The following is a 21,595-nucleotide window of genomic DNA, read 5'->3' as shown; positions in this document are numbered from 1 at the left end:
GCCAACGATTATTCATCCGGCGGGGTATAACCTTCAATGTGAATGTCATGGCCTTCGAACAGGAACTTCACCATTTCCTGTTCCAGTTGTTTGCGGTCTTCCGGATTCATCATGCTCAGTTTTTTCTCATTGATAAGCATGGTCTGTTTGGTCATCCATTGCGCCCAGGCTTCTTTGGAGATTTCATTATAGATACGTTTGCCCAGCTCGCCCGGATACAACTGAAAATCCTGTCCCTCTGCGTCACGTTGCAGGAACGTGCAAAAAATAGTTCTGCTCATTACTTTTCCTCTTCTGCCGCGTGTATGTCCGGCGCAATGTGTTGTGGCTGGCGCAACTGCTGTAGCAGGCGTTCCACTGGGGCTGCCAACCCGACGGATGGCGGCTGCGCTAAGTTATACCAGAGACCCGCGCTTTCATCCATTGCCGCACCCGGCTGGGGCAGTTTCAGCCACATGGGTATGATATCCAGGTGGAAATGGCTGAAGGTGTGGCGAAAAGCGATGCCCTGTTGCAAGGTGTCGCTGCCGATTCGGCGCTCACGAAGCCAGTGTTGTAGTTCTGGTTTGGTGGCGAACTGCGGGAAGCAGAACAGGCCACCCCATAATCCGACAGGGGGGCGTTGTTCCAGCCAGATGTGTTCATCATGCTCGATCATCAGCATCCATCCGGTACGTTCCGGCAGGCGCTGTTTGGGTTTTTTGCCTGGGTAGTTGGCCCAGCTGTTGTTGGCGTAAGCGATACAGTCGGGATTCAGCGGGCAAATTTCACATTTTGGTTTTGTTCGGGTGCAGACCATCGCCCCCAGGTCCATCATGGCCTGGTTGAACTGGCTAACGCCTTCCGCAGGCGTGACGTCGTTGCTGATTTCCCACAGGCGTTTTTCGACTTCTTTCTTGCCCGGCCAGCCAGAGATGGCGTAGCAGCGAGCCAGCACGCGTTTGACGTTGCCGTCGAGAATGGGAAAATGCTTACCAAGCGCCAGGGAGAGGATCGCGCCGGCAGTGGAACGTCCAACGCCAGGTAACGCCGCCACGTCATCATAGTTTTCCGGAAATTTTCCGTGGTGTTTTTCCGTTACCTGAATGGCGGCTTTATGTAAATTGCGGGCTCGGGCATAGTATCCAAGGCCGGTCCACAGATGCAGTACCTCATCCAGCGGTGCGGCGGCCAGATCGGTCACGGTGGGGAAGTGGGCCATAAATCGTTCGAAGTAGGGAATAACCGTTGCGACCTGCGTTTGTTGCAGCATCACTTCTGAAAGCCAGACTTTATAAGGCGTTTTTTCCCGCTGCCAGGGCAGGGTTTTGCGGCCAAAGCGTTGATACCAGTCAATAACCTGTCTGGAAAACCACCGCGCTTGCATCATATCAGAGAAAACCCCGAATAATTAAAAATCAGGATGGGATTCCAGCACAGACCAACTATGCTGTAAACCGGAAGTTTCCAGGGCAGACTTGCTTAACCGCTGTAACTTTGCATAATGCCCGTTTTTCGGATATTGCAGACCAACAGGCAAAAACATGAAGAATGAGGTTATTTCACCGGAGTTTGATGAAAACGGTCGCCCGTTGCGTCGTATTCGCAGTTTCGTTCGTCGGCAGGGGCGTCTGACCAAAGGCCAGCAGTATGCGCTGGACCATCTTTGGCCAGTGATGGGGGTGGAATATCAGCCCGAACCTGTTGATCTGGCAAAAATATTTGGTCGTGAAGCACCAGTGGTCCTGGAGATCGGTTTTGGCATGGGTGCTTCGCTGGTCACTATGGCGCAGGCCAATCCACAGCAGAACTTTTTCGGTATTGAGGTACACTCACCTGGCGTGGGAGCCTGCCTGAGTGCAGCGGATGAAGCGGGCGTGGAAAATTTACGCGTTATGCGTCATGACGCGGTGGATGTACTGAATCATATGATCCCGGACAATTCGCTGCGTATGGTACAGCTGTTTTTCCCGGACCCGTGGCATAAAGCGCGCCACAATAAGCGTCGTATCGTGCAGGTACCGTTTGCCGAACTGGTGCTGCGCAAGCTGAAACTGGGGGGTGTTTTCCACATGGCGACGGACTGGGAACCCTACGCAGAACATATGCTGGAGGTGATGAACAGCATTGCAGGCTACAAAAACCAGTCGGCAACGCAGGATTATGTGCCGCGTCCGGCGTCACGCCCACTGACTAAATTTGAGCAACGCGGTCAGCGTTTGGGCCACGGTGTTTGGGATCTGATGTTTGAGAGGATTAAATAATGGCTACCCAACGCAGTCGTCGTTTGCGTAAGAAGATGCATATTGATGAATTCCAGGAAACAGGCTTTTCTATCGGTTTTGCTTTCCCGGCAGGCAGCAGCGAGGAGAAAATTGATAGTACGGTTGATGCGCTGATTGCAGAAGTCATCGAACCAAATGGTCTGGCCTTTGATGGCAGTGGTTATCTGCAGTGGGAAGGCTTGATTTGCCTACAGCAGACGGGTAAATGCACTGATGAGCATCGCGAGATAGTGCGTAAGTGGTTGTCTGATAACCAACTGGAAAACATTCAGGTTACCGAACTTTTTGATGTCTGGTGGGACTAATCAGACAGAACGGATGTCCGTCCGGGCCACGCGCAGGCATGGCCTTTTCACTCTCAGGAGAAAGCAAAATGCGTAAAGCGATGATGGTTGGCGCGTTGTTACTGGCGACGGGCCAGGCGCAGGCAGATTATCAGTGTAGCGTTAAGCCACAGGATGACATCGTTATCACGCCACAGACTGTGCAGGTGGTGGGGGCCAGTGGCAATCTGGTGATTACCCCAACAGGTGATGTGCAACGCAACGGACAGGCTGTGACGGTAGATAATGCCACCCGCCAGAAAGCTATCGATTATCAAACCGCGTTGCGCCAGGATTTGCCGTGGGTGGATCAGGGCGCGCGCCAGCGTCTGGAGAAAGGGCGGGTGGCGCTGGATAAGGTCGTGGTGGAGAAGCTGGGCAGCGACAGCAATGTACGTCATCGTCTGAGCAAGCTGGATTCGCAATTGAAAGATCAGATGAACCGCATTATTGAGCATCGCAGTGATGGACTGACTTTCCATCATCAGGCCATCGACCAGGTGCGTCAGGACGGCGAGAAACTGGTACAGAGCGCGATGGGTGGGGTCGTGCAGGATAGCCTGAACGAGATGGGCAGTAGCAAACAGGCTGGTGGTAGTAACCCGCTACAGGCGATTATGGGTAACCTGGGGGGCCTCCAGCAGTCGCTCCAGGCTGAGTGGCGCAATCAGGAGCAGGATTTCCAGAATTTTGGCCACGAGGTGTGTAATCGTGTGAGCAACCTGGAAGCCCAGCGCAAGGAACTGGTCGCCGGGTTGAAGTAGTTTTTAACACGCTGAAAGGGTTATCCAGGTACGTATTGGTGTGATACGGCCTTGCGGGCTTGTTTTACGCGTCCCTGTGAAAACATTCGTGTATCCGGATAACCTTCCCTGCTAATAGCCACAGATCTGCTGTGAAGCGGAGATTTGGCTTTTCTTCACCAACGACTCAAACGTGAGTGGGTAGCCGTAAGCTGCGTTCCTGTCGGATGTTTGTCGCAGAGACCCGTCAACCGGGCCTCCGGGTAAATATTTACGGCGTTCCGACAGCGGCGCGCTTTACTGATGACGATCTGAGCGATCCCCATTGCCCGTGTTGCGGTACTGATCATTACGCTGGTTTGATGCTCGTTCTTCGTGGCGATTCATTCCATCATTATTGCCATTATGACGTTGCGAGGAATTGTTCTTCATGCGGCTTCTGTCTTCGTGATGACGCGTTGATTTATTATGCTTTCTCTCTTGCTGCCTGGAGGAAGACTTCCCTCTGTTATCTCCCGTGGTGTATTTTTGGCCGCGATGATGGGCGTCTTTGGCGGAGGCGTTGAAGCAGAATGCGCTCAACAGCAGGGCAGAGAGAACCATTATTCCTAATCTTTTCATCGTTTCTTCCATAAATATTCAGATAAATAATCGGCTAAAGCCGTCCATGACAGATATCGTACAGGTTTTACTTTCTTCATATTGCGCCAGCTCTCCAATAGGATTTGTCCTGGAAAGAAGTGGCTGGCGAGAATATCAATCACCGGGGCAAAGTAGGAAAAAATCCGCTGTCTTTACCTGACGGGTGGGGATAATCGCGTTGTGCCGGCTATTTATTCCTCGGCTAAGAATAATTCCAGCAGCGAATTCAGAAACAGTTTTCCTTTCTCTGTCACTTGCCAGTTCTGTGTGGTTTCCGTCAGATAGCCTTGATTGAGTGCGGCATCCAGTTGCGGACGGATTACGCTTTCCGGCAAACGGGTATAACGCTGGAACTCTTCGCGTGGTGCGGCTTCCAGCAGGCGGAAACGGTTCATGAAGAATTCGAACGGCTTCTCGCTGTCGGCCACTTCATGTTGGCGGTCCAGATAATTCCCCGCCATGAAACCACGAGGATGGCGTGTTTTGCTGGTACGGATAATCCTGCCATCCGACTGGGTCAGTTTACCGTGGGCACCGCAGCCAATGCCCAGATAATCACCGAAACGCCAGTAGTTAAGGTTATGCTCACAGCGATAACCTGGTTTGGCATAGGCCGAGGTCTCGTATTGTTGATAACCTGCCGCCGTCAGTAACTGATGTCCCTGTTCGAAAATATCCCACAGCGCATCGTCATCCGGCAGTATCGGCGGACGGGAAGCGAACAGCGTGTTCGGCTCAATCGTTAATTGATACCACGAAAGATGCGGGGGATTCAGCGCGATCGCCTGACGCAGATCGTCCAGCGCCTCGGCCAGTGACTGGTCTGGCAGGCCGTGCATCAGATCGAGATTGAAACTGCGCAGGCCCAAATCCATCGCCAGAGCGGCCGCACGCTTCGCTTCAGCAGGGCCGTGGATACGTCCCAGACGCGTTAGCTTCTGCTGGTTGAAACTTTGTACGCCGATTGATATTCGGTTAATCCCGGCCCGCTGATAGCCGCTGAAGCGGGCTGCCTCAACAGTCCCCGGATTTGCTTCCATGGTGATTTCGGCCGTTGGCGATAATGGCAGACGGCCCCGTACGCCATCCAGCAGCATGTGCATTGCTTCACTGCTTAGCAGGCTTGGCGTACCGCCGCCAATAAAAATCGTACTGACTTCACGGCCTGAGGTCAGCGGCAGGTCCATCTCCAGGTCGGCCAGCAGATGATGTACATACTCTTCGTGCGGTACATCTCCCTTCAACGCGTGTGAGTTGAAATCGCAGTAAGGGCATTTTTGCACGCACCAGGGGATGTGAATATAAAGACTGAGGGGGGGAATATTAGGCATGACGCATCGCATCCAGCAGCAAGGCCAGCGCCTTTCCGCGATGGGATATGGCGCGTTTTTCATCCTTGCTCAGCTCAGCGGCGGTTTTCCCCAGTTCCGGGAGATAAAAAATCGGATCATAGCCAAAGCCGCCTTCACCCGTCGTGCGACGGGCAATTTCACCTTGCCAACTGCCGTGGAACACCAGCGGCGTCGGATCTTCTGCATGGCGCAGGTAAACCAGTACGCAGTGGAACTGTGCCTGACGTTCACCATCCGGCACCGCTTCCAGCGTTTTCAGCAGTTTTTCCAGGTTCTGCTGGTCGCTGGCGTTCTTGCCGGCATAGCGCGCAGAATAAATGCCTGGCGCGCCGCCCAGCGCATCCACCGCCAGCCCTGAATCATCGGCAATAGCCGGTAATCCGGTTACTGCCGCGGCATGCCGCGCTTTCAGGATAGCATTCTCAATAAATGTCAGACCGGTTTCCTCGGCTGACTCAACACCCAGTTCGGTTTGCGCCACGATGTTGAGGCCAAAGGCCACCAGCAAATCGGCCAGTTCACGAACTTTTCCAGGATTACCGGTGGCGAGCACGACTTTTTGCATATCAGACCCAGACTCTTTTTATAGCAACAGGACTACAGCTGTGACCAGCCAGGGATGAAGTCCATTCCCAGGTAGTTCAGCATATACAGGATCAGAATCACAGCCATCGCTGAGAAGTCGATGCCTCCCATGGCCGGAATGACTCTGCGGATCGGCGCCATCAGCGGTTCGGTTAACTGGATAAGCACATAATCGACCGGGTTACGTCCCTGGCTGACCCAGCTCAGCAATGAGCGGATGATGATGGCCCAGAATACCAGTACGCCTGCGGCTTTCACCAGCGATACCAGCCCGAAGTACAGGAACACCGGATCGAAAATTAGCACCCGGCTTTGCAGAGTGAACATGGCCGAAAACAGCAGTACATTCAGGACATAAGCCAGTAGCAGCGAGGCGCTATCCAATGGTCCGATGGACGGAATGATTCTCCGCAGTGGCTTAACCACCGGCTGGGTCACCTTGACCACAAACTGCGAGAACGGGTTGTAGAAATCACATCGGGCCCATTGCATCCAAATGCGCAGTAACAATACTTTGACGTACAGGTTAATCACCGTTGAAACAAGGAAAGTCAACGTCAGCATGGGGTTCCTCAATTATTGTTGTGAGTGGTGCCGTAATCTCGCGCACCAAAAATAGCGGTGCCAATGCGCACCATGGTACTGCCTGCCGCAATGGCGGCGGTCATGTCGTCGCTCATGCCCAGAGAAAGCGTATCGACAGATGGATAATGTTTTTTCAGTTCGCTGAATGCGCTTGCCATTTGCTGACACACCGCCAGCTGCCGCTGATAATCAGTCTCCGGCGCGGGGATGGCCATCAGTCCGCGCAGGGTTAAACGCGGTAGTTGGGCAACCTCTTTTGCCAGTTCAGGCAGGGCTTCCAGTATGATGCCAGATTTACTGTGTTCGTCACTGATGTTTATCTGGATAAGCACATTCAGCGGCGCTAAACACGTCGGACGCTGCTCGTTCAGTCGGGTGGCGATTTTTAACCGGTCCACGGTATGGCACCAGTCAAAATGTTCGGCAACCAGTCGGCTTTTGTTGGATTGCAGGGGGCCGATAAAGTGCCATACCAGCGAGGAATTTTTCAACTGCCCGATTTTATCCACGCCTTCCTGCACGTAGTTTTCACCAAAGCATCGCTGTCCGGCAATCACTGCTTCTGCTACCGCGCTCGCAGGTTTTGTTTTGCTTACTGCCAGCAGCGTAATTTCTGCTGGAGAACGGCCGCAACTCGCGGCTGCTGTAGCGATTCGTTCGCGGACTTGCTGTAAGTTGTGCTCAATCGAGGTCATAGTCAGGGAAAAATTATGGATATTGAGGACATAGTGGCGCTTAGTGTAAAGCATAATGCGGGGGATCTGCACCTTTGCTGTGGGCATTTGCCATTCTGGCGGCGTGACGGGCGGTTGCAAAAGATGGAGGAGGCACTGCCCGTTAGCGACGAAATGCTGCAAAACGTGACGCGGTCCTGGCTGGACCCGGCGCAACAGGCGCATTTTGCACAAGCAGGACAAGTTGATTTTGCCCTGACGTTAGCGGATGGGACGCGCCTGAGAGTTAACCTTTTTCGCCAGCGGCTGGGGATGTCGCTGGCAATGCGGGTGATCGCCAGCGACTGTCCTGAGCTGGATAGCCTGGGGCTACCCGCGATGGTCAGCCAACTGCTGCAATTACGTGATGGTCTGGTGTTGGTCACCGGGGCGACAGGCAGCGGCAAGTCCACTACGCTGGCCGCACTGACCGGGGCTATCAACCTGCAGCAGGCGCGGCATATTATTACTCTTGAGGATCCGATTGAGTTTATTCACTCGAGTCATCTTTCGCTGGTGCAGCAAAGGGAAGTCGGGGTGCACTGTGATAGTTTCAGCGAAGGATTGCGTGCCGCGTTACGGCAGGATCCGGATGTTATCCTGCTGGGCGAGCTGAGGGACCGTGAGACCATCCAACAGGCGTTGACCGCGGCAGAAACGGGGCATTTGGTGCTGGCTACGCTGCATACCCGCAGCGCAGCGCAGGCGGTTGATCGGCTGGTGGATGTGTTTCCTGGCGGGGAGAAAAATCTGATCCGCACACAACTGGCCGGCAGTCTGAAGGCCGTTATCGCGCAGCGGCTGGTTCCTGGGATTAACGCGGGCAGGGTGGCGTTGTTCGAGATATTGGTGAATACACCAGCAGTCGCTAATCTGATCCGCGAAGGGAAAACGCATCAATTGCCGGGATTATTGCAGACTGGCATACCGTCAGGGATGCAGTCGTTTGAGCAGAGTCTGGCCGGAAGGCGGCAGGCAGGATTGATCGAATGAGCAGAAGGGAGGTTACTGCCAGGCGCGTTCAAACCAGCTTTCGAGAATGACAACCGCAGAAAGTGAATCGATGCTGCCTTTGTTTAAGGCGCGAAAGCCACCGCGGGAGAATAAGTCAGCTCGGGCTTCAACGGTGCTTAGCCGTTCATCGTGCAGATCGACCTGGACACCAAATCGTCCATGCAGGCGGTTAGCGAATTTACGGGCGCGAGCGGTCAGTGGTTGTTCACTGCCATCCATGTTCAGGGGCAGGCCGACCACAATACGATCCGGTTGCCACTCTTTCAGCAATACTTCAATTTTGCTCCAGTCCGGCGTGCCGTCCTGTGCTTTGAGGGCGGGTAATGGGTTGGCGGTGCCGGTTAACTGCTGACCCACTGCCACACCAATACTTTTAGTACCAAAATCAAACGCTAACAGGGTCATGTGGCTCATCAGGCATGCCCTGCATCACTGGTGATATTGTGGATATCCACACCGATGCTTTTCGCCGCTTCACGCCAGCGCTGAGCAATCGGGGTTTTAAACAGGATATTGCTGTTGGCTGGCGTGGTGAGCCAGGCATTTTCCAGTAATTCGTTTTCCAACTGGTCCTTCTCCCACGCACAGTACCCTAAGGCGACCAGAACGCTGCTGGGCTGTTCCGGGGTCCCCAGTGTCTCCAGTACGTCGCGAGAGGTGGTAATCACCGTATTATCAGAAACCCGAATGCTGGAGGCAAAGGTGCGCTGTGCGGAATGCAGAATAAATCCACGGTCTTCCGCCAGCGGGCCTCCTGAGAATACCGGTTTGTCCAGCGTTATCTCTGGCTGGCGCGATTCTGGCATGATTTTTAGCTTATTGAGAATGCCGTCTACGGTCAGATTTTCCATGGGTTTATTCACAATAAGCCCCATGGCCCCGCTTTCATTATGCTCGCAGATATAGACGACTGAGCGTTTGAACAGCGGGTCTTGCAGTGCGGGCATGGCAATCAAAAAATGGTGTTGTAAATTCATATCAAGATTCTGTTTTTGGGTTAACCGCCCCTTCTAAAGGGAGGCGTAATTAACGGGGATAACAATGGGGCCCGTTGACCCCATTAAGCATGTCAGGTCAGGCGTTTTTCAATCGCGTCCATCAGCATACCAGTAATTGAGATCGGGAATGCGGCTTCTATCTCACGCACACAAGTTGGGCTGGTGACGTTTATTTCAGTCAGTTTATCGCCAATAATATCCAGACCAACAAAAATCAGCCCTTTCGCTTTCAGTGTCGGAGCGACGCGGCGGGCAATTTCCCAGTCGCTTTCACTCAATGGTCTTGCTTCGCCACGGCCACCGGCGGCCAGGTTCCCGCGGGTTTCACCTGATTTAGGAATACGCGCCAGACAGTATGGCACCGGCTCGCCGTCCACTACCAGTACGCGCTTGTCACCGTCCTTGATTGCTGGCAGATAGTTCTGTGCCATGCAGTAGAAATTACCGTGTCCAGTCAACGTTTCGATAATCACTGACAGGTTAGGATCTTCCCGCTTGATGCGGAAAATTGATGCGCCGCCCATGCCGTCCAGCGGTTTAAGGATGATGTCGCCGTAGTGTTGCCAGAATTCACGGATTTGTGCCGCGCTGCGGGTCACCAGGGTGTCCGGCGTCAGTTCTGCAAACCAGGCGGTGAACAGTTTTTCGTTACAGTCGCGCAGACTCTGTGGTTTGTTAACGATCAGCGTACCCTGTTCCTCTGCGCGCTCAAGAATATAGGTGGCGTAGATAAATTCGGTATCGAAGGGAGGATCCTTACGCATCAGCACCACGTTCAAGTCCGCCAGTGCGATATCCTGCTCACTACCGAATTCAAACCACTGGTCGTAGTTATATTCAACACGCAACTGACGCGTATGCGCACGTGCTATACCTCCGCGCAGATAAAGGTCTTTCATCTCCATGTAATGGATTTCGTAACCACGGCGCTGTGCTTCCTGTAGCATGGCGAAGCTGGTGTCTTTTTTAATATTGATGGAGGTAATCGGATCCATCACAATGCCAAGCTTAATCATTCAGTTTCTCCAGTGAGTGGTCTTATTGGTCATGTTGGCGCTGGCAGTGCTCAGAAGCTCCGTCTACTTAAGTGCGCTGGTCGCGTTCAAACTGAACCGACGATAATGTCAGGTTCAGTCAGCTTTATCCTAAATCTCCGAAGCGGACTTGCAGCGCGGTGATAGCGGTAAGCGCGGTGGTTTCGGTGCGCAGAACTCGCGGCCCTAGCAGGATGTCGATAAAGCCATAACGTGTCGTCATACTGATTTCATCTGCACTCAGTCCTCCCTCCGGACCAATTAATAATCGCACGCGTTCGACGGGTTGTGGGAGCGTATTAATGCTATGGCTGGCTCGGGGATGCAGATTGAGCTTTAAGCCGCTGTCCTCTTCCGCACACCAGTCTTCCAGTGTCATCGCCTGACGCACTTCTGGCACGCTGTTTCTGCCGCATTGCTCACAGGCGGCAATCACGATTTTTTGCCACTGTTGCCGTTTCTTCGCCAGCCTTTCCGCATCCAGCTTTACGCCGCAGCGTTCAGAAAACAAGGGGGTGATGGTATTGACTCCCAGTTCCACCGCCTTCTGAATGGTAAACTCCATTTTTTCACCGCGTGACATCACCTGGCCTAAATGTAGCCAGAGCGGGGATTCACGGTTGTCTGTGCGGTTCTCCATAATCGCGACACGGACGTTTTTTTTGTCGGCCTGTACAATCTCTGCGGCAAAAGTCAGATTACTGCCATCAAACAATTCCAGTGCCTGGCCGGGAGTCATACGCAGTACACGACCAACATGGTGGGCCGCGTCGTCGCTGAGGGCGATTTCACTGCCGGTTATCAATGGCTCGGGATGAAAGATGCGGGGTATACGCATGGGGATCCTGATAAAAGTAACGGTCCGCCCTTGCAGGCGCGGCCAAAATGATGGCCTCTAGTTTAGGTCAGTGATTTTACCGCTGGCAAGCTTGCTGTACATAGGGATTGTGGTTGCCCTGAACTTTGGCAATGCGTTTATCACGTTCACATTCCCACGGTGTGACCGGATAGCGCCTGTTCCAGGCCGTCATCAGTTGCGTCTGTTGTTTCGACATCCCAATCTGATAGCGGTCGCGCATATAGAACCAGGTCCGGGCAATGGCACCGCGTGCGCGGGCAGGTGGTTCCGCCTGTTTATGTTTGAAGTCGATTTTCATTTCACACCGGCCATATTGAGATTCACCGCCGTTCCACTGGCTATATATAAAGTTGCCACGGTCACCGTTGATCTCGCCGATGGCTGGCTGCAAGTTATGCAGATCCGTTTCAATCTGGCGATAACCTGCATCTTTGGCACATTGTTTTCTGCCGCCTTGTTGCCAGCACTGGCGCTGATGTCCAAAGGTCCAGGCCGGGACGACATGCTCCCACTCAATGCGTTTGGCCCGGTTAACGTTTTTCCGCACCTGATAACCACAGGAGGCGAGCTCTGGCAGACCTTTTTTGCCTTTCCAGGTGATTTTACAGCCACAATAAAATGTACCCGGTGCGTCGGCGTTGATTTTTGCCGCGTAGGCTTTGGCCTGTGAGAAGTTGTTCTGATGGTAGTGATTAAGGCTCAGTGCAGAGGAAAAGAAAGCAGGTAGCAACAGGAAAGGCGCAAAGATGTTGATAATTTTATGAAACATAATCCATGTGTTGGTCAATCAAACGAGGCGGCGAGAGTAACAGATGTTAGCGAACGGAGGAAATGAATAGCTTAAAATCAGAGGGTTAGTGTTTTATTTTTCGACATCAGGCCGATTTTTCATCTTGCTGGAAGTTTCCAGCTTGTAACCGTTCACCACAGTGGACACAGCGATATTCGCTCTCACCCCGTATCACACGATTATGACGACGGACCGTCAACTGGTGTTGCTGGCAGCCACAGTGATAGGGGAAAGAACGGCTGCGTACCGATTGTATCTCAAATTTATGGGTACGTTCCGCAGGAACCTCCAACACGTTTTCCATCATCCATTTCCATTCTTTGCCGTGCGGCGCCACGCGCCCAAAGGTTTTCCAGACCAGCAGATGTGCCAGCTCATGCGGTACCACTTCATCGATAAATGCCTGCTGGTTCTCGAGCAGCAACACGGGATTCAGACGAATTTCCCAGTGCTGCAGCCAGGCCGTGCCAGCGGCGGTGCCACGCTGCTGATAGACCAGTTTGGGTTCAGGATAGTCGCGCTCAAGTCGCTGGTTCGCCAGTTGCAGTTTTTGGCGCAGTGAACGCATCACCGCCTGTTGCAAGGCTATCGGGAGTCGGAGGGGTTTCATACGGCAGAGAATACGATCGGCGTGAGAGGATTTCAATCAATCAGGCCGGTTTTATCCGGCCTGATTCCAGATGAAGGATAGGGTTTAACGCTGACCGATATCGCGCAGTTTTTTGCCGCTTAACAGGTTACGTTCAATGTGCTCAAGGGAAACGTTTTTGGTTTCCGGGATAAGCGCCAGTGTCAGAATAATAAAGAACACATTCAGGCCAGCGTATAGCCAGAAGGTATCGGCGTTACCCAGCGAGTTCAGCAGGGTCAGGAAGGTCGCCCCGACGATCATATTGGCAATCCAGTTGGTCGCGGTGGAGATAGTGATACCGAAATCGCGGCCTTTCAGCGGCTGAATTTCAGAACACAGTACCCAAATCAACGGACCGGCACTCATGGCGAAGCCAATGATAAACATCAAGAGCATGGCAACGGCAAAGTACTGTGCGCCGACGGAGTGAATACCTATGTGCAGCATGGTACCGAGGGTACCCATACCCAGCGCCATCACCAGGAAGCCGAGGATTAATGTGGGTTTACGTCCCCAGCGGTCAACCAAACCGATAGCAATAAAGGTTGCCAGTACATTAATCAGACCGACGATGACCGTTCCCCACATTTGCTCGGTGGTATTGGTAAAGCCGGCAATTTCAAAAATCTTCGGCGCGTAATACATGATGACGTTCATACCGGTGAACTGCTGCATAACCTGCAACAGTACGCCAAGGTAAACTGCGCGACGGAAATGGCTGTTGTCTTTGAACAGGCTCCAACCAGACTGTTTAATCTTCAGGCTTTCACGAATTTCATCCAGTTCGCGTTTAGCCTGTTCGCTGGTATCGCGCAGGCGATCCAGCACCCGCTGAGCAGTACGGAAATCGCCTTTTGCTGCCAGCCATCGTGGACTGTTGGGCAGGAAGCAGACCCCAATTAATAGCAGTGCCGCAGGAATAGTGATCACGCCCAGCATCCAGCGCCATTCGCCGCTGTAACTTAAGGCGGTATCGGACAGGTAAGCACCGAGAATACCGATGGTTATCATTAACTGATACAGAGAGATCATACTGCCGCGAATTTTCTCTGGCGCGATTTCCGAAAGATAAAGCGGCGCGGTATAAGAGGCAACACCAACGGCGAGACCGAGCAGTACGCGAGCGGAAATGAGCATTTCAGGATTAGTGGAGAGCGCAGACCACAAGGAGCCGATAACAAACAGGACCGCCCCAATCATTAAGCTCTTTTTACGTCCCAGTCTGGATGACATCCAACCGCTACCGACTGCGCCGATGGCGGCACCGAACATCATGGAACTGACAATCCATTCTTGCTGATGCGAGGTGACGTTAAAGTCTTTAGCAATAAAGGGTAACGCACCGGCAATGACGCCGATATCCAGTCCGAATAGTAAACCGGCTAACGCCGCAAGGAAACATACAAAAAAGGTCATGGCCTTGTTCGATGTCCTGCTCTGTTTCTTATTATCAGGCATGAAGCCTCCATATGGGTGGTACTGCTTATTGTTGTTATGAATGTTAGAAAACCCGACGACGTAAGACTGTGCGGTAGATCACAGGGTGTAATCGGTTACATACCGGATATTTCTTAAAAACGAGATTTTCACCTACAGTTACGCTTTATAACCAAGGAGTTATAGCACCAGAGAGTGTCTCTTAATCCTTTGGTTGTGCTCTATCGGACAGTACTGAAAAATAGCGCGTTTTGCCGACATTAATTAAGAATATACATTCTTAAGCACCCGACAGATAAAATATTTCATCATGTAATCGTTAACACTGTTTCAATACAGCGGCAGAAACAGTGTCGTCAGATGCGGATAAGCCGCCAGTCAGTAGCCAGCAAAAAGGGCACCCAGGGGTGCCCTCGATTGTGTCTGTAGATTGGGGCTTACTTCAGGCCAGCTGCCTCACGGAGCTGTGCTGCTTTGTCTGTTTTTTCCCACGGGAAATGTTCACGACCAAAGTGGCCATAAGCCGCGGTTTCACGATAGATCGGGTGCAGCAGGTCCAGCATCTGAATCAGGCCGTATGGCCGCAGGTCGAAGAATTCACGCACCAGCAGGGTTAACTGTTCAGTAGAGACTTTCTCAGTACCAAATGTTTCAACCATGATGGAAGTTGGTTCGGCCACGCCAATCGCGTAAGAAACCTGGATTTCACAACGATCAGCCAGGCCAGCCGCAACGATATTTTTTGCCACGTAGCGGGCAGCATAGGCCGCAGAACGGTCGACTTTAGACGGGTCTTTACCAGAGAAAGCGCCGCCGCCGTGACGTGCCATACCGCCGTAGGTATCAACGATAATTTTACGCCCCGTCAGACCACAGTCACCCATTGGACCGCCGATAACAAAACGGCCGGTTGGGTTGATGTGATATTTGGTGCTGGCGTTGATCCAGTCAGCAGGCAAAACGGGTTTGATTATCTCTTCCATCACCGCTTCTTGTAGATCTTTTTGCGAGATGTCTTCAGCATGCTGAGTAGACAACACTACCGCATCAATACCGACGATTTTGCCATCGTTATACTGGAAGGTTATCTGGCTTTTCGCATCGGGACGCAGCCACGGCAGGGTACCGTTTTTACGTACTTCAGACTGACGCTGTACCAGTCGGTGCGCATAGGTCACTGGCGCAGGCATCAACACATCAGTTTCGTTAGTCGCGTAACCAAACATCAGGCCCTGGTCGCCCGCGCCCTGTTCCAGCGGGTTTGCACGGTCAACGCCCTGGTTGATATCCGGCGACTGTTTACCAATGGCATTCAGCACGGCGCAGGAGTTGGCATCAAAGCCCATATCGGAATGGACATAACCGATTTCACGCACGGTATTACGGGTGATTTCTTCGATATCTACCCATGCAGTCGTAGTAATCTCACCACCAACCAGCACCATACCGGTTTTCACATAGGTTTCACACGCGACGCGGGCTTTCGGATCCTGCCTGAGAATGGCGTCAAGCACAGCATCGGAAATCTGGTCAGCGATTTTATCAGGATGTCCTTCTGAGACGGACTCGGAAGTGAAAAGGTGTTTAGCCATTTATTCTTTACCTTACTGATACGGGTTGAATTCGACTGCATAACGCCAAAAACTGAACCTGGCGGTGGTTCTCAGCGCCCCCTCAGGCAAAGCCATGAGCAGTACATATACCCCTGCCATCCTTCAAGCAGCCGGTGCGTAGGCGGCTTCAATCGTCCGAATCGCTTATCAATGTAAACGCATCGGGTCCCTGCGCTTGCCGCCTGAATCGGCCTGATACTTTCCCCTTCGGGGCCAGTGACAACACGGTTCAAAACGCGTGGGCGTTTTTGTCCTGTAACTTGAATTAGTCAGGGTAATTATTAAGACGCTTAGAAGTTAACCAGTATAGATGGATTAACATCTGGACGGCTATTTTAGGTTACACGCTCAGTGGATTACCAGTTTTTTTTAATCAAATGGAATTTCAGCAGGGAATAACAGTGGAAAAAATTCCTGACACCAGAGCAATCCGCACAATTAGATTTTGCATTCCATGTACAGTGGTTGTATAAAACGCCGCTGCGTTTCAATTGATGATTTTCGCTCAGGGATCCAGCTTCGCGGTAGGCTGCCAGTGGTGCGCTTTTCTCGCTGGTTTTTCATCCTCATTTTTGTATTTTCCCCGATGTCATTTTGCAGTCGGTCATTTTTCCGACACTTGTGCCGGATAAACTTCGCTAACGCTGCTTTCAGGTGCTCTCAGACTTTCCTGAGAGAGATTTGCTATTGGCTCTCTGACCCGTTCCCCGGAGTCTGACGTGTTTAATGTTATACTTCTGCTACTGCCTGATGCTGCGTTTCAGCGTGTTGTGCTGAATTTAGCGCTAACGGATGGCTTTTATGCATATCCTTTCCCTGTGATAGTAGTTAACTGTTCCACATCATTATTGAAATTTGAGGCTCGCAATGTCTGACGACATCAAGATGGTTAAGGGTTCGTCAGCAGGCGAACATGGTGTACTCCGCTCAATGCAGGAGGTGGCGATGAGCGATCACGATGCCAGCAAAATGCTGCGCACCTACAATATTGCCTGGTGGGGCAATAACTACTACGACGTGAATGAGTTGGGGCATATCAGCGTGTGTCCCGACCCGGACGTACCGGAAGCGCGTGTCGATCTGGCTAAACTGGTTAAAGAACGTGAAGCCGAAGGTCAGCGTTTGCCTGCGTTGTTTTGTTTTCCGCAGATCCTCCAACACCGTCTGCGCTCGATTAACGCCGCGTTCAAGCGCGCGCGCGAATCCTATGGTTATCGTGGTGGCTATTTCCTGGTTTACCCGATAAAGGTCAACCAGCATAAACGCGTTATCGAATCATTGATTAATTCGGGCGAACCATTGGGACTGGAAGCCGGCTCAAAAGCGGAACTGATGGCGGTATTGGCGCATGCCGGGATGACTCGCTCGGTTATTGTGTGTAATGGCTATAAAGACCGTGAATACATTCGTCTGGCACTGATCGGCGAGAAGATGGGCCACAAGGTTTATCTGGTGCTGGAAAAAATGACCGAAGTGAAGCTGGTGCTGGAAGAAGCCGAACGTCTGAATGTTGTTCCGCGCCTGGGTATTCGTGCGCGTCTGGCATCTCAGGGATCCGGGAAATGGCAGTCCAGTGGTGGTGAAAAATCGAAATTTGGTCTGTCGGCCACCCAGGTTTTGCAGTTGGTCGACATCATGCGCGACGCGGGGCGTCTGGAAAGTCTGCAACTGTTGCATTTCCATCTGGGATCACAGATGGCGAATATTCGCGATATTGCCACCGGCGTGCGTGAATCCGCCCGTTTTTATGTCGAACTGGCTAAGCTCGGCGTCAATATTCAATGTTTCGACGTCGGTGGCGGTCTGGGCGTGGATTATGAAGGAACCCGTTCACAGTCTGACTGCTCGGTCAACTATGGCCTGAACGAATATGCCAACAACGTGATCTGGGCGATTGGCGACGCTTGTGAGGAGCATAATCTGCCGCACCCAACGGTGATCACTGAATCTGGCCGGGCCGTTACGGCTCACCACACCGTGCTGGTTTCCAATATCATCGGGGTTGAACGCAACGAATTCAGCACGCCGCAGGCGCCTTCCGCGGATTCTCCACGGCCGATTATCAGCATGTGGGATACCTGGCAGGAGATGCACCAGCCAAACAATCGTCGCTCGTTACGTGAGTGGTTGCACGACAGCCAGATGGATCTGTCCGATATTCATACTGGTTATTCACAGGGTACCTATGATCTGACCCAGCGCGCCTGGGCTGAGCAACTTTACCTGAGTATCTGCCACTATATTCAGCAGCATCTGGACCCGAGTAACCGGGCTCACCGGCCAATCATCGACGAGCTGCAGGAGCGCATGGCGGATAAGATTTACGTCAACTTCTCGCTATTCCAGTCCATGCCGGATGCCTGGGGCATCGATCAACTGTTCCCGGTAATGCCGCTGGAAGGGCTGAACCAGTCGCCAGAGCGCCGTGCGGTGCTGCTGGACATTACCTGTGACTCTGATGGCAGCATCGATCACTATGTGGACGGTGACGGAATTGCCACCACTATGCCGATGCCGCAGTACGATGTGGATAATCCACCGATGCTGGGCTTTTTTATGGTTGGTGCGTACCAGGAAATCCTCGGTAACATGCATAATCTGTTCGGCGATACGGAAGCAGTTGATGTATTCGCCTTTGCCGACGGCAGCGTGGAAGTGCAACTGTCTGATGAAGGCGATACCGTTGCCGACATGCTGGAGTATGTCCAACTGGATCCGCAAGAACTGTTGACGCACTTCCGTAACCAGATCAAAGAGAGCGATTTGGACGAAGATCTGCGTGTGTCGTTCATGCAAGAATTTGAGTCAGGCCTGTACGGTTACACGTATCTGGAAGATGAATAAGCTATGCGGGCAGCAATGAACGCTGCCCGAGGTCATTTAAAGAGGATTTGGTATGAATAACACCCTGGGCAATCAGTACGATAACTCACTGGTTTCTAACGCCTTTGGTTTTATGCGTTTTCCTGTTAATTTCCAGCCCTACGACAGTGATGCCGAGTGGGTGATAACCGGTATTCCTTTCGATGCGGCAACGTCTGGTCGTCCAGGCAGCCGTTTAGGGCCGGGAGCTATCCGTCAGATTTCGACTAATCTGGCGTGGGAAGGGTGTCGCTGGCCGTGGAATTTCGATCTGCGTCAGCGGCTGAAAGTGGTGGATTGTGGCGACCTGGTTTATGCGTTTGGCGATTCTCAGGATCTGACCGACAAATTACAGGCGCATGCCGAAAAGCTGCTGGCCAGCGGCAAGCGTATGCTGTCCTTCGGCGGCGACCACTACGTTACGTTGCCGCTGCTGCGTGCGCATGCCCGGTATTTTGGTAAAATGGCGCTGGTACACTTCGATGCCCATACTGATACCTATTCTAACGGCCCGAAATTCGACCATGGCACCATGTTCCACCATGCCCCGGCAGAAGGTCTGATTGATCCGCAGCACTCAGTGCAAATCGGCATCCGCACCGAGTTCGATGCCTCCCTGGGCTTTAATGTACTGGATGCGGCTCAAGTCAACGAACGCAGCGTGGATGACATCATCGCGCAGGTGAAACAGATCGTGGGTTCACTGCCGGTTTACCTGACTTTCGATATTGATTGTCTGGATCCGGCGCATGCCCCGGGCACCGGTACGCCAGTGATTGGCGGGTTGACCACCGATAAAGCCACCCGACTGGTTCGCGGCTTGCAGGGACTGAACATTGTCGGCATGGATCTGGTTGAAGTGGCCCCTGGCTATGATCAGTCTGACCTGACTTCTCTGGCGGCAGCGACGTTGGCGCTGGATATGCTGTACGTGCAGGCCGTGAATAAAGGCGAATAAGCCGCACAAAAGTGCAAGTCTGGCCGCAGTTTTTTGCACTTTTGACCATGTACATGACCCCTGTATTTCATGTACATTGGAGGGCAACCTTTATAACTTTGCCTGATAACTCATTGATTAAAATAGGTTAAGGACGGCGAAGCATTTAATCCGACCTGGAGTAAAACATGTCTTCTCGTAAAGAGCTTGCTAACGCCATTCGTGCTTTAAGTATGGATGCGGTGCAGAAAGCCAAATCTGGCCATCCGGGGGCGCCCATGGGTATGGCGGATATCGCCGAAGTCCTGTGGCGTGATTTCCTGAACCATAACCCGACCAACCCGCAGTGGGCCGATCGCGATCGTTTTGTGTTGTCCAATGGTCACGGCTCCATGCTGATCTACAGCCTGCTGCACCTCAGCGGCTATGATCTGCCGATTACTGAACTGGCTAATTTCCGCCAGCTGCACTCTAAAACGCCGGGTCACCCTGAATATGGCTATACCGTAGGGGTGGAAACCACCACCGGCCCATTAGGGCAGGGTATCGCCAATGCGGTAGGGATGGCGATGGCTGAGCGCACCCTGGCGGCTCAGTTCAACCGTCCGAATCATGATATTGTCGACCATCACACTTATGTGTTCATGGGCGACGGTTGCATGATGGAAGGCATTTCCCACGAAGTGTGCTCACTGGCGGGTACGCTGAAATTGGGCAAATTGATCGCCTTCTATGATGACAACGGCATCTCTATCGACGGTCATGTTGATGGCTGGTTCACTGATGATACCGCGAAACGCTTCGAATCTTACGGCTGGCATGTAGTGCGTGGCGTGGATGGTCATGATGCTGCCGCAATTAAAAAAGCGATTGAAGAAGCGCGGGCGGTCAGCGATAAGCCATCCTTGTTGATGTGTAAGACCGTTATCGGTTTCGGTTCACCTAACAAAGCGGGCACGCACGATTCACACGGCGCCCCACTGGGTGAAGAAGAAATCGCGCTGACCCGCAAACAACTGGGTTGGACGCATGCGCCATTCGAAATTCCACAGGACATCTATGAACAGTGGGATGCGAAAGCCGCCGGTAAGGCTAAAGAAGGCGCCTGGAACGAGAAGTTTGCCGCGTACGCCAGCGCTTATCCTGAGTTGGCGGCGGAATTCAAACGCCGTATGCGTGGCGCGCTGCCGGAAAACTGGCAGGCAGAGTCGCAGAAATTCATTGAACAGTTGCAGGCTAATCCAGCGAAAATCGCCAGCCGCAAAGCGTCTCAGAACACACTGGAAGCTTTCGGTAAATTGTTGCCAGAATATCTGGGCGGGTCTGCTGACCTGGCGCCAAGTAATCTGACTATGTGGTCCGGTTCTAAAGCTATCAATGAAGATGCGGCGGGTAATTACATTCACTACGGTGTACGTGAATTCGGCATGACCGCTATCGCCAACGGCATCACCTTGCACGGTGGTTTCCTGCCTTATACCGCGACCTTCCTGATGTTTGTGGAATACGCACGTAATGCTGTCCGTATGGCCGCACTGATGAAAATCCGTCAGGTGATGGTCTATACCCACGATTCTATTGGTCTCGGTGAAGATGGACCGACGCACCAGCCGGTTGAGCAGCTTGCCAGCCTGCGTGTCACGCCGAATATGAGCGTATGGCGTCCGTGTGATCAGGTTGAATCTGCGGTGGCGTGGAAATATGGTATTGAGCGTCATGACGGTCCAACCGCCCTGATTTTCTCCCGACAGAATCTGGCGCAACAGGAGCGTACCGCGGAGCAATTGACCAATGTGGCCCGTGGTGCCTACGTGCTGAAGGATTGTGACGGGCAGCCGGAAGTGATCCTGATAGCGACGGGATCTGAAGTGGAACTGGCTGTCGGCGCGTATGACAAACTGACTGCTGAAGGGCGTAAAGTTCGCGTGGTTTCCATGCCATCGACTGATGTCTTTGACAAGCAGGATGCGGCTTACCGTGAGTCGGTATTACCTAAAGCGGTCAGCGCGCGCGTGGCTATCGAAGCAGGTATCGCCGATTACTGGTTCAAATATACCGGCCTGAACGGCGCTATTGTTGGTATGACCACCTTTGGCGAATCTGCGCCAGCAGAGAAGTTGTTCGAAATCTTTGGCTTCACCGTGGATAACGTAGTTGCTAAAGCGAAAGCCTTGCTGTAGTAATACCGAGGTTCGCCTGCAGTATAAACGGGC

General features: G+C 52.6%; 22 protein-coding genes. 7 read left to right on the top strand and 15 right to left on the bottom strand.

What is annotated here, in order from left to right; genetic code table 11:
• Positions 1-8: 8 nt before the first annotated feature.
• Together EH228_RS20030 and mutY are read right to left on the bottom strand one after the other, a co-directional pair.
• Entirely contained in the window at positions 9-281 is a 273-nt protein-coding gene (locus EH228_RS20030) for an oxidative damage protection protein (protein ID WP_152323371.1), read from the bottom strand.
• A complete protein-coding gene (gene mutY / locus EH228_RS20025; protein ID WP_152323370.1) occupies positions 281-1,369 on the bottom strand; it encodes an A/G-specific adenine glycosylase in 1,089 nt (362 codons plus the stop codon). Before mutY ends, EH228_RS20030 begins: the two co-directional genes overlap by 1 nt.
• Positions 1,370-1,523: 154 nt before the next feature.
• Between mutY and trmB the strand changes: the two genes are divergently transcribed.
• The 3 genes from trmB (at position 1,524) to EH228_RS20010 (ending at position 3,351) form a co-directional block, all read left to right on the top strand.
• Positions 1,524-2,243 (top strand): tRNA (guanosine(46)-N7)-methyltransferase TrmB, encoded by a 720-nt coding sequence (trmB, locus tag EH228_RS20020; protein WP_152323369.1) that lies wholly within the window; start codon positions 1,524-1,526, stop codon positions 2,241-2,243.
• Positions 2,243-2,569 (top strand): YggL family protein, encoded by a 327-nt coding sequence (locus EH228_RS20015; RefSeq protein ID WP_152323368.1) that lies wholly within the window; start codon positions 2,243-2,245, stop codon positions 2,567-2,569. The genes trmB and EH228_RS20015 overlap by 1 nt, the downstream gene beginning before the upstream one ends.
• Positions 2,570-2,637: 68 nt before the next feature.
• On the top strand, positions 2,638-3,351 hold the full coding sequence (locus tag EH228_RS20010) for a YggN family protein (protein WP_152323367.1): 714 nt from the start codon (positions 2,638-2,640) through the stop codon (positions 3,349-3,351).
• A gap of 276 nt (positions 3,352-3,627) precedes the next feature.
• Here the strand turns inward: EH228_RS20010 and EH228_RS20005 are convergent, their stop codons facing one another.
• The 5 genes from EH228_RS20005 to EH228_RS19985 form a co-directional block, all read right to left on the bottom strand.
• Positions 3,628-3,951: a hypothetical protein gene (locus tag EH228_RS20005; RefSeq protein ID WP_152323366.1), complete on the bottom strand. Its 324-nt coding sequence runs from the start codon at positions 3,949-3,951 to the stop codon at positions 3,628-3,630.
• Between the two features lie 212 nt (positions 3,952-4,163).
• On the bottom strand, positions 4,164-5,303 hold the full coding sequence (gene hemW, locus EH228_RS20000; RefSeq protein WP_152323365.1) for a radical SAM family heme chaperone HemW: 1,140 nt from the start codon (positions 5,301-5,303) through the stop codon (positions 4,164-4,166).
• Positions 5,296-5,889 carry an XTP/dITP diphosphatase gene (locus tag EH228_RS19995; protein ID WP_152323364.1) on the bottom strand — a complete coding sequence of 198 codons (594 nt, stop codon included), beginning with the start codon at positions 5,887-5,889 and terminating at the stop codon, positions 5,296-5,298. Before EH228_RS19995 ends, hemW begins: the two co-directional genes overlap by 8 nt.
• A gap of 32 nt (positions 5,890-5,921) precedes the next feature.
• A complete protein-coding gene (locus tag EH228_RS19990) occupies positions 5,922-6,473 on the bottom strand; it encodes a YggT family protein (RefSeq protein ID WP_152323363.1) in 552 nt (183 codons plus the stop codon).
• 8 nt (positions 6,474-6,481) lie between these two features.
• Entirely contained in the window at positions 6,482-7,189 is a 708-nt protein-coding gene (locus EH228_RS19985) for a YggS family pyridoxal phosphate-dependent enzyme (RefSeq protein WP_152323386.1), read from the bottom strand.
• Positions 7,190-7,204: 15 nt separating this feature from the next.
• Between EH228_RS19985 and EH228_RS19980 the strand changes: the two genes are divergently transcribed.
• Positions 7,205-8,200: a type IV pilus twitching motility protein PilT gene (locus tag EH228_RS19980; RefSeq protein ID WP_152323362.1), complete on the top strand. Its 996-nt coding sequence runs from the start codon at positions 7,205-7,207 to the stop codon at positions 8,198-8,200.
• A gap of 12 nt (positions 8,201-8,212) precedes the next feature.
• Here EH228_RS19980 and ruvX read toward each other — a convergent pair whose 3' ends face one another.
• From ruvX to metK, 8 genes are all read right to left on the bottom strand, one after another.
• Positions 8,213-8,635 carry a Holliday junction resolvase RuvX gene (ruvX, locus tag EH228_RS19975; protein WP_193323395.1) on the bottom strand — a complete coding sequence of 141 codons (423 nt, stop codon included), beginning with the start codon at positions 8,633-8,635 and terminating at the stop codon, positions 8,213-8,215.
• Positions 8,635-9,198, bottom strand: a complete 564-nt coding sequence (locus EH228_RS19970; protein WP_152323360.1) for a YqgE/AlgH family protein — start codon at positions 9,196-9,198, stop codon at positions 8,635-8,637. Before EH228_RS19970 ends, ruvX begins: the two co-directional genes overlap by 1 nt.
• A gap of 92 nt (positions 9,199-9,290) precedes the next feature.
• A complete protein-coding gene (gene gshB, locus EH228_RS19965; RefSeq protein ID WP_152323359.1) occupies positions 9,291-10,235 on the bottom strand; it encodes a glutathione synthase in 945 nt (314 codons plus the stop codon).
• Between the two features lie 124 nt (positions 10,236-10,359).
• The gene (gene rsmE / locus EH228_RS19960; RefSeq protein WP_152323358.1) at positions 10,360-11,091 is read right to left on the bottom strand and encodes a 16S rRNA (uracil(1498)-N(3))-methyltransferase; all 732 of its coding nucleotides are present in this window, start codon (positions 11,089-11,091) and stop codon (positions 10,360-10,362) included.
• Positions 11,092-11,167: 76 nt separating this feature from the next.
• The gene (gene endA / locus EH228_RS19955; RefSeq protein WP_152323357.1) at positions 11,168-11,881 is read right to left on the bottom strand and encodes a deoxyribonuclease I; all 714 of its coding nucleotides are present in this window, start codon (positions 11,879-11,881) and stop codon (positions 11,168-11,170) included.
• A gap of 106 nt (positions 11,882-11,987) precedes the next feature.
• Complete coding sequence (locus tag EH228_RS19950) at positions 11,988-12,512, bottom strand: SprT family zinc-dependent metalloprotease (RefSeq protein ID WP_152323385.1); 525 nt, start codon at positions 12,510-12,512, stop codon at positions 11,988-11,990.
• Between the two features lie 84 nt (positions 12,513-12,596).
• Positions 12,597-13,991 carry a sugar porter family MFS transporter gene (locus tag EH228_RS19945; protein ID WP_152323356.1) on the bottom strand — a complete coding sequence of 465 codons (1,395 nt, stop codon included), beginning with the start codon at positions 13,989-13,991 and terminating at the stop codon, positions 12,597-12,599.
• Between the two features lie 416 nt (positions 13,992-14,407).
• Positions 14,408-15,562 (bottom strand): methionine adenosyltransferase, encoded by a 1,155-nt coding sequence (metK, locus tag EH228_RS19940; RefSeq protein WP_152323355.1) that lies wholly within the window; start codon positions 15,560-15,562, stop codon positions 14,408-14,410.
• Positions 15,563-16,450: 888 nt separating this feature from the next.
• Here metK and speA point away from each other — a divergent pair.
• The 3 genes from speA (at position 16,451) to tkt (ending at position 21,562) form a co-directional block, all read left to right on the top strand.
• Positions 16,451-18,427, top strand: coding sequence for a biosynthetic arginine decarboxylase (speA, locus tag EH228_RS19935; protein WP_152323354.1), 1,977 nt, complete (start codon positions 16,451-16,453; stop codon positions 18,425-18,427).
• Positions 18,428-18,479: 52 nt separating this feature from the next.
• Positions 18,480-19,403 (top strand): agmatinase, encoded by a 924-nt coding sequence (speB, locus tag EH228_RS19930; protein WP_152323353.1) that lies wholly within the window; start codon positions 18,480-18,482, stop codon positions 19,401-19,403.
• 167 nt (positions 19,404-19,570) lie between these two features.
• Complete coding sequence (gene tkt, locus EH228_RS19925; protein WP_152323352.1) at positions 19,571-21,562, top strand: transketolase; 1,992 nt, start codon at positions 19,571-19,573, stop codon at positions 21,560-21,562.
• Positions 21,563-21,595: the final 33 nt, after the last annotated feature.

The sequence above is a fragment of the Erwinia endophytica genome, assembly GCF_009295515.1.
Classification (GTDB): Bacteria; Pseudomonadota; Gammaproteobacteria; order Enterobacterales; family Enterobacteriaceae; genus Erwinia; species Erwinia endophytica.
The sequence above is the reverse complement of the archived record's forward strand: the minus strand, read 5'-3'. Positions and strand labels throughout refer to the sequence as shown.

What these genes read in the sequence shown, in the direction of transcription:
- EH228_RS20010 (WP_152323367.1), top strand. Translation starts at nt 2,638, where the DNA reads ATGCGTAAAGCGATGATGGTTGGCGCGTTGTTACTGGCGACGGGCCAG.
- rsmE (WP_152323358.1), bottom strand. Translation starts at nt 11,091, where the DNA reads ATGCGTATACCCCGCATCTTTCATCCCGAGCCATTGATAACCGGCAGT.
- hemW (WP_152323365.1), bottom strand. Translation starts at nt 5,303, where the DNA reads ATGCCTAATATTCCCCCCCTCAGTCTTTATATTCACATCCCCTGGTGC.
- tkt (WP_152323352.1), top strand. Translation starts at nt 19,571, where the DNA reads ATGTCTTCTCGTAAAGAGCTTGCTAACGCCATTCGTGCTTTAAGTATG.
- EH228_RS19980 (WP_152323362.1), top strand. Translation starts at nt 7,205, where the DNA reads ATGGATATTGAGGACATAGTGGCGCTTAGTGTAAAGCATAATGCGGGG.
- speA (WP_152323354.1), top strand. Translation starts at nt 16,451, where the DNA reads ATGTCTGACGACATCAAGATGGTTAAGGGTTCGTCAGCAGGCGAACAT.
- ruvX (WP_193323395.1), bottom strand. Translation starts at nt 8,635, where the DNA reads ATGAGCCACATGACCCTGTTAGCGTTTGATTTTGGTACTAAAAGTATT.
- EH228_RS19985 (WP_152323386.1), bottom strand. Translation starts at nt 7,189, where the DNA reads ATGACCTCGATTGAGCACAACTTACAGCAAGTCCGCGAACGAATCGCT.
- EH228_RS19970 (WP_152323360.1), bottom strand. Translation starts at nt 9,198, where the DNA reads ATGAATTTACAACACCATTTTTTGATTGCCATGCCCGCACTGCAAGAC.
- metK (WP_152323355.1), bottom strand. Translation starts at nt 15,562, where the DNA reads ATGGCTAAACACCTTTTCACTTCCGAGTCCGTCTCAGAAGGACATCCT.
- mutY (WP_152323370.1), bottom strand. Translation starts at nt 1,369, where the DNA reads ATGATGCAAGCGCGGTGGTTTTCCAGACAGGTTATTGACTGGTATCAA.
- EH228_RS20005 (WP_152323366.1), bottom strand. Translation starts at nt 3,951, where the DNA reads ATGAAAAGATTAGGAATAATGGTTCTCTCTGCCCTGCTGTTGAGCGCA.
- EH228_RS20015 (WP_152323368.1), top strand. Translation starts at nt 2,243, where the DNA reads ATGGCTACCCAACGCAGTCGTCGTTTGCGTAAGAAGATGCATATTGAT.
- trmB (WP_152323369.1), top strand. Translation starts at nt 1,524, where the DNA reads ATGAAGAATGAGGTTATTTCACCGGAGTTTGATGAAAACGGTCGCCCG.
- EH228_RS19995 (WP_152323364.1), bottom strand. Translation starts at nt 5,889, where the DNA reads ATGCAAAAAGTCGTGCTCGCCACCGGTAATCCTGGAAAAGTTCGTGAA.
- EH228_RS19990 (WP_152323363.1), bottom strand. Translation starts at nt 6,473, where the DNA reads ATGCTGACGTTGACTTTCCTTGTTTCAACGGTGATTAACCTGTACGTC.
- EH228_RS19950 (WP_152323385.1), bottom strand. Translation starts at nt 12,512, where the DNA reads ATGAAACCCCTCCGACTCCCGATAGCCTTGCAACAGGCGGTGATGCGT.
- EH228_RS19945 (WP_152323356.1), bottom strand. Translation starts at nt 13,991, where the DNA reads ATGCCTGATAATAAGAAACAGAGCAGGACATCGAACAAGGCCATGACC.
- EH228_RS20030 (WP_152323371.1), bottom strand. Translation starts at nt 281, where the DNA reads ATGAGCAGAACTATTTTTTGCACGTTCCTGCAACGTGACGCAGAGGGA.
- speB (WP_152323353.1), top strand. Translation starts at nt 18,480, where the DNA reads ATGAATAACACCCTGGGCAATCAGTACGATAACTCACTGGTTTCTAAC.
- gshB (WP_152323359.1), bottom strand. Translation starts at nt 10,235, where the DNA reads ATGATTAAGCTTGGCATTGTGATGGATCCGATTACCTCCATCAATATT.
- endA (WP_152323357.1), bottom strand. Translation starts at nt 11,881, where the DNA reads ATGTTTCATAAAATTATCAACATCTTTGCGCCTTTCCTGTTGCTACCT.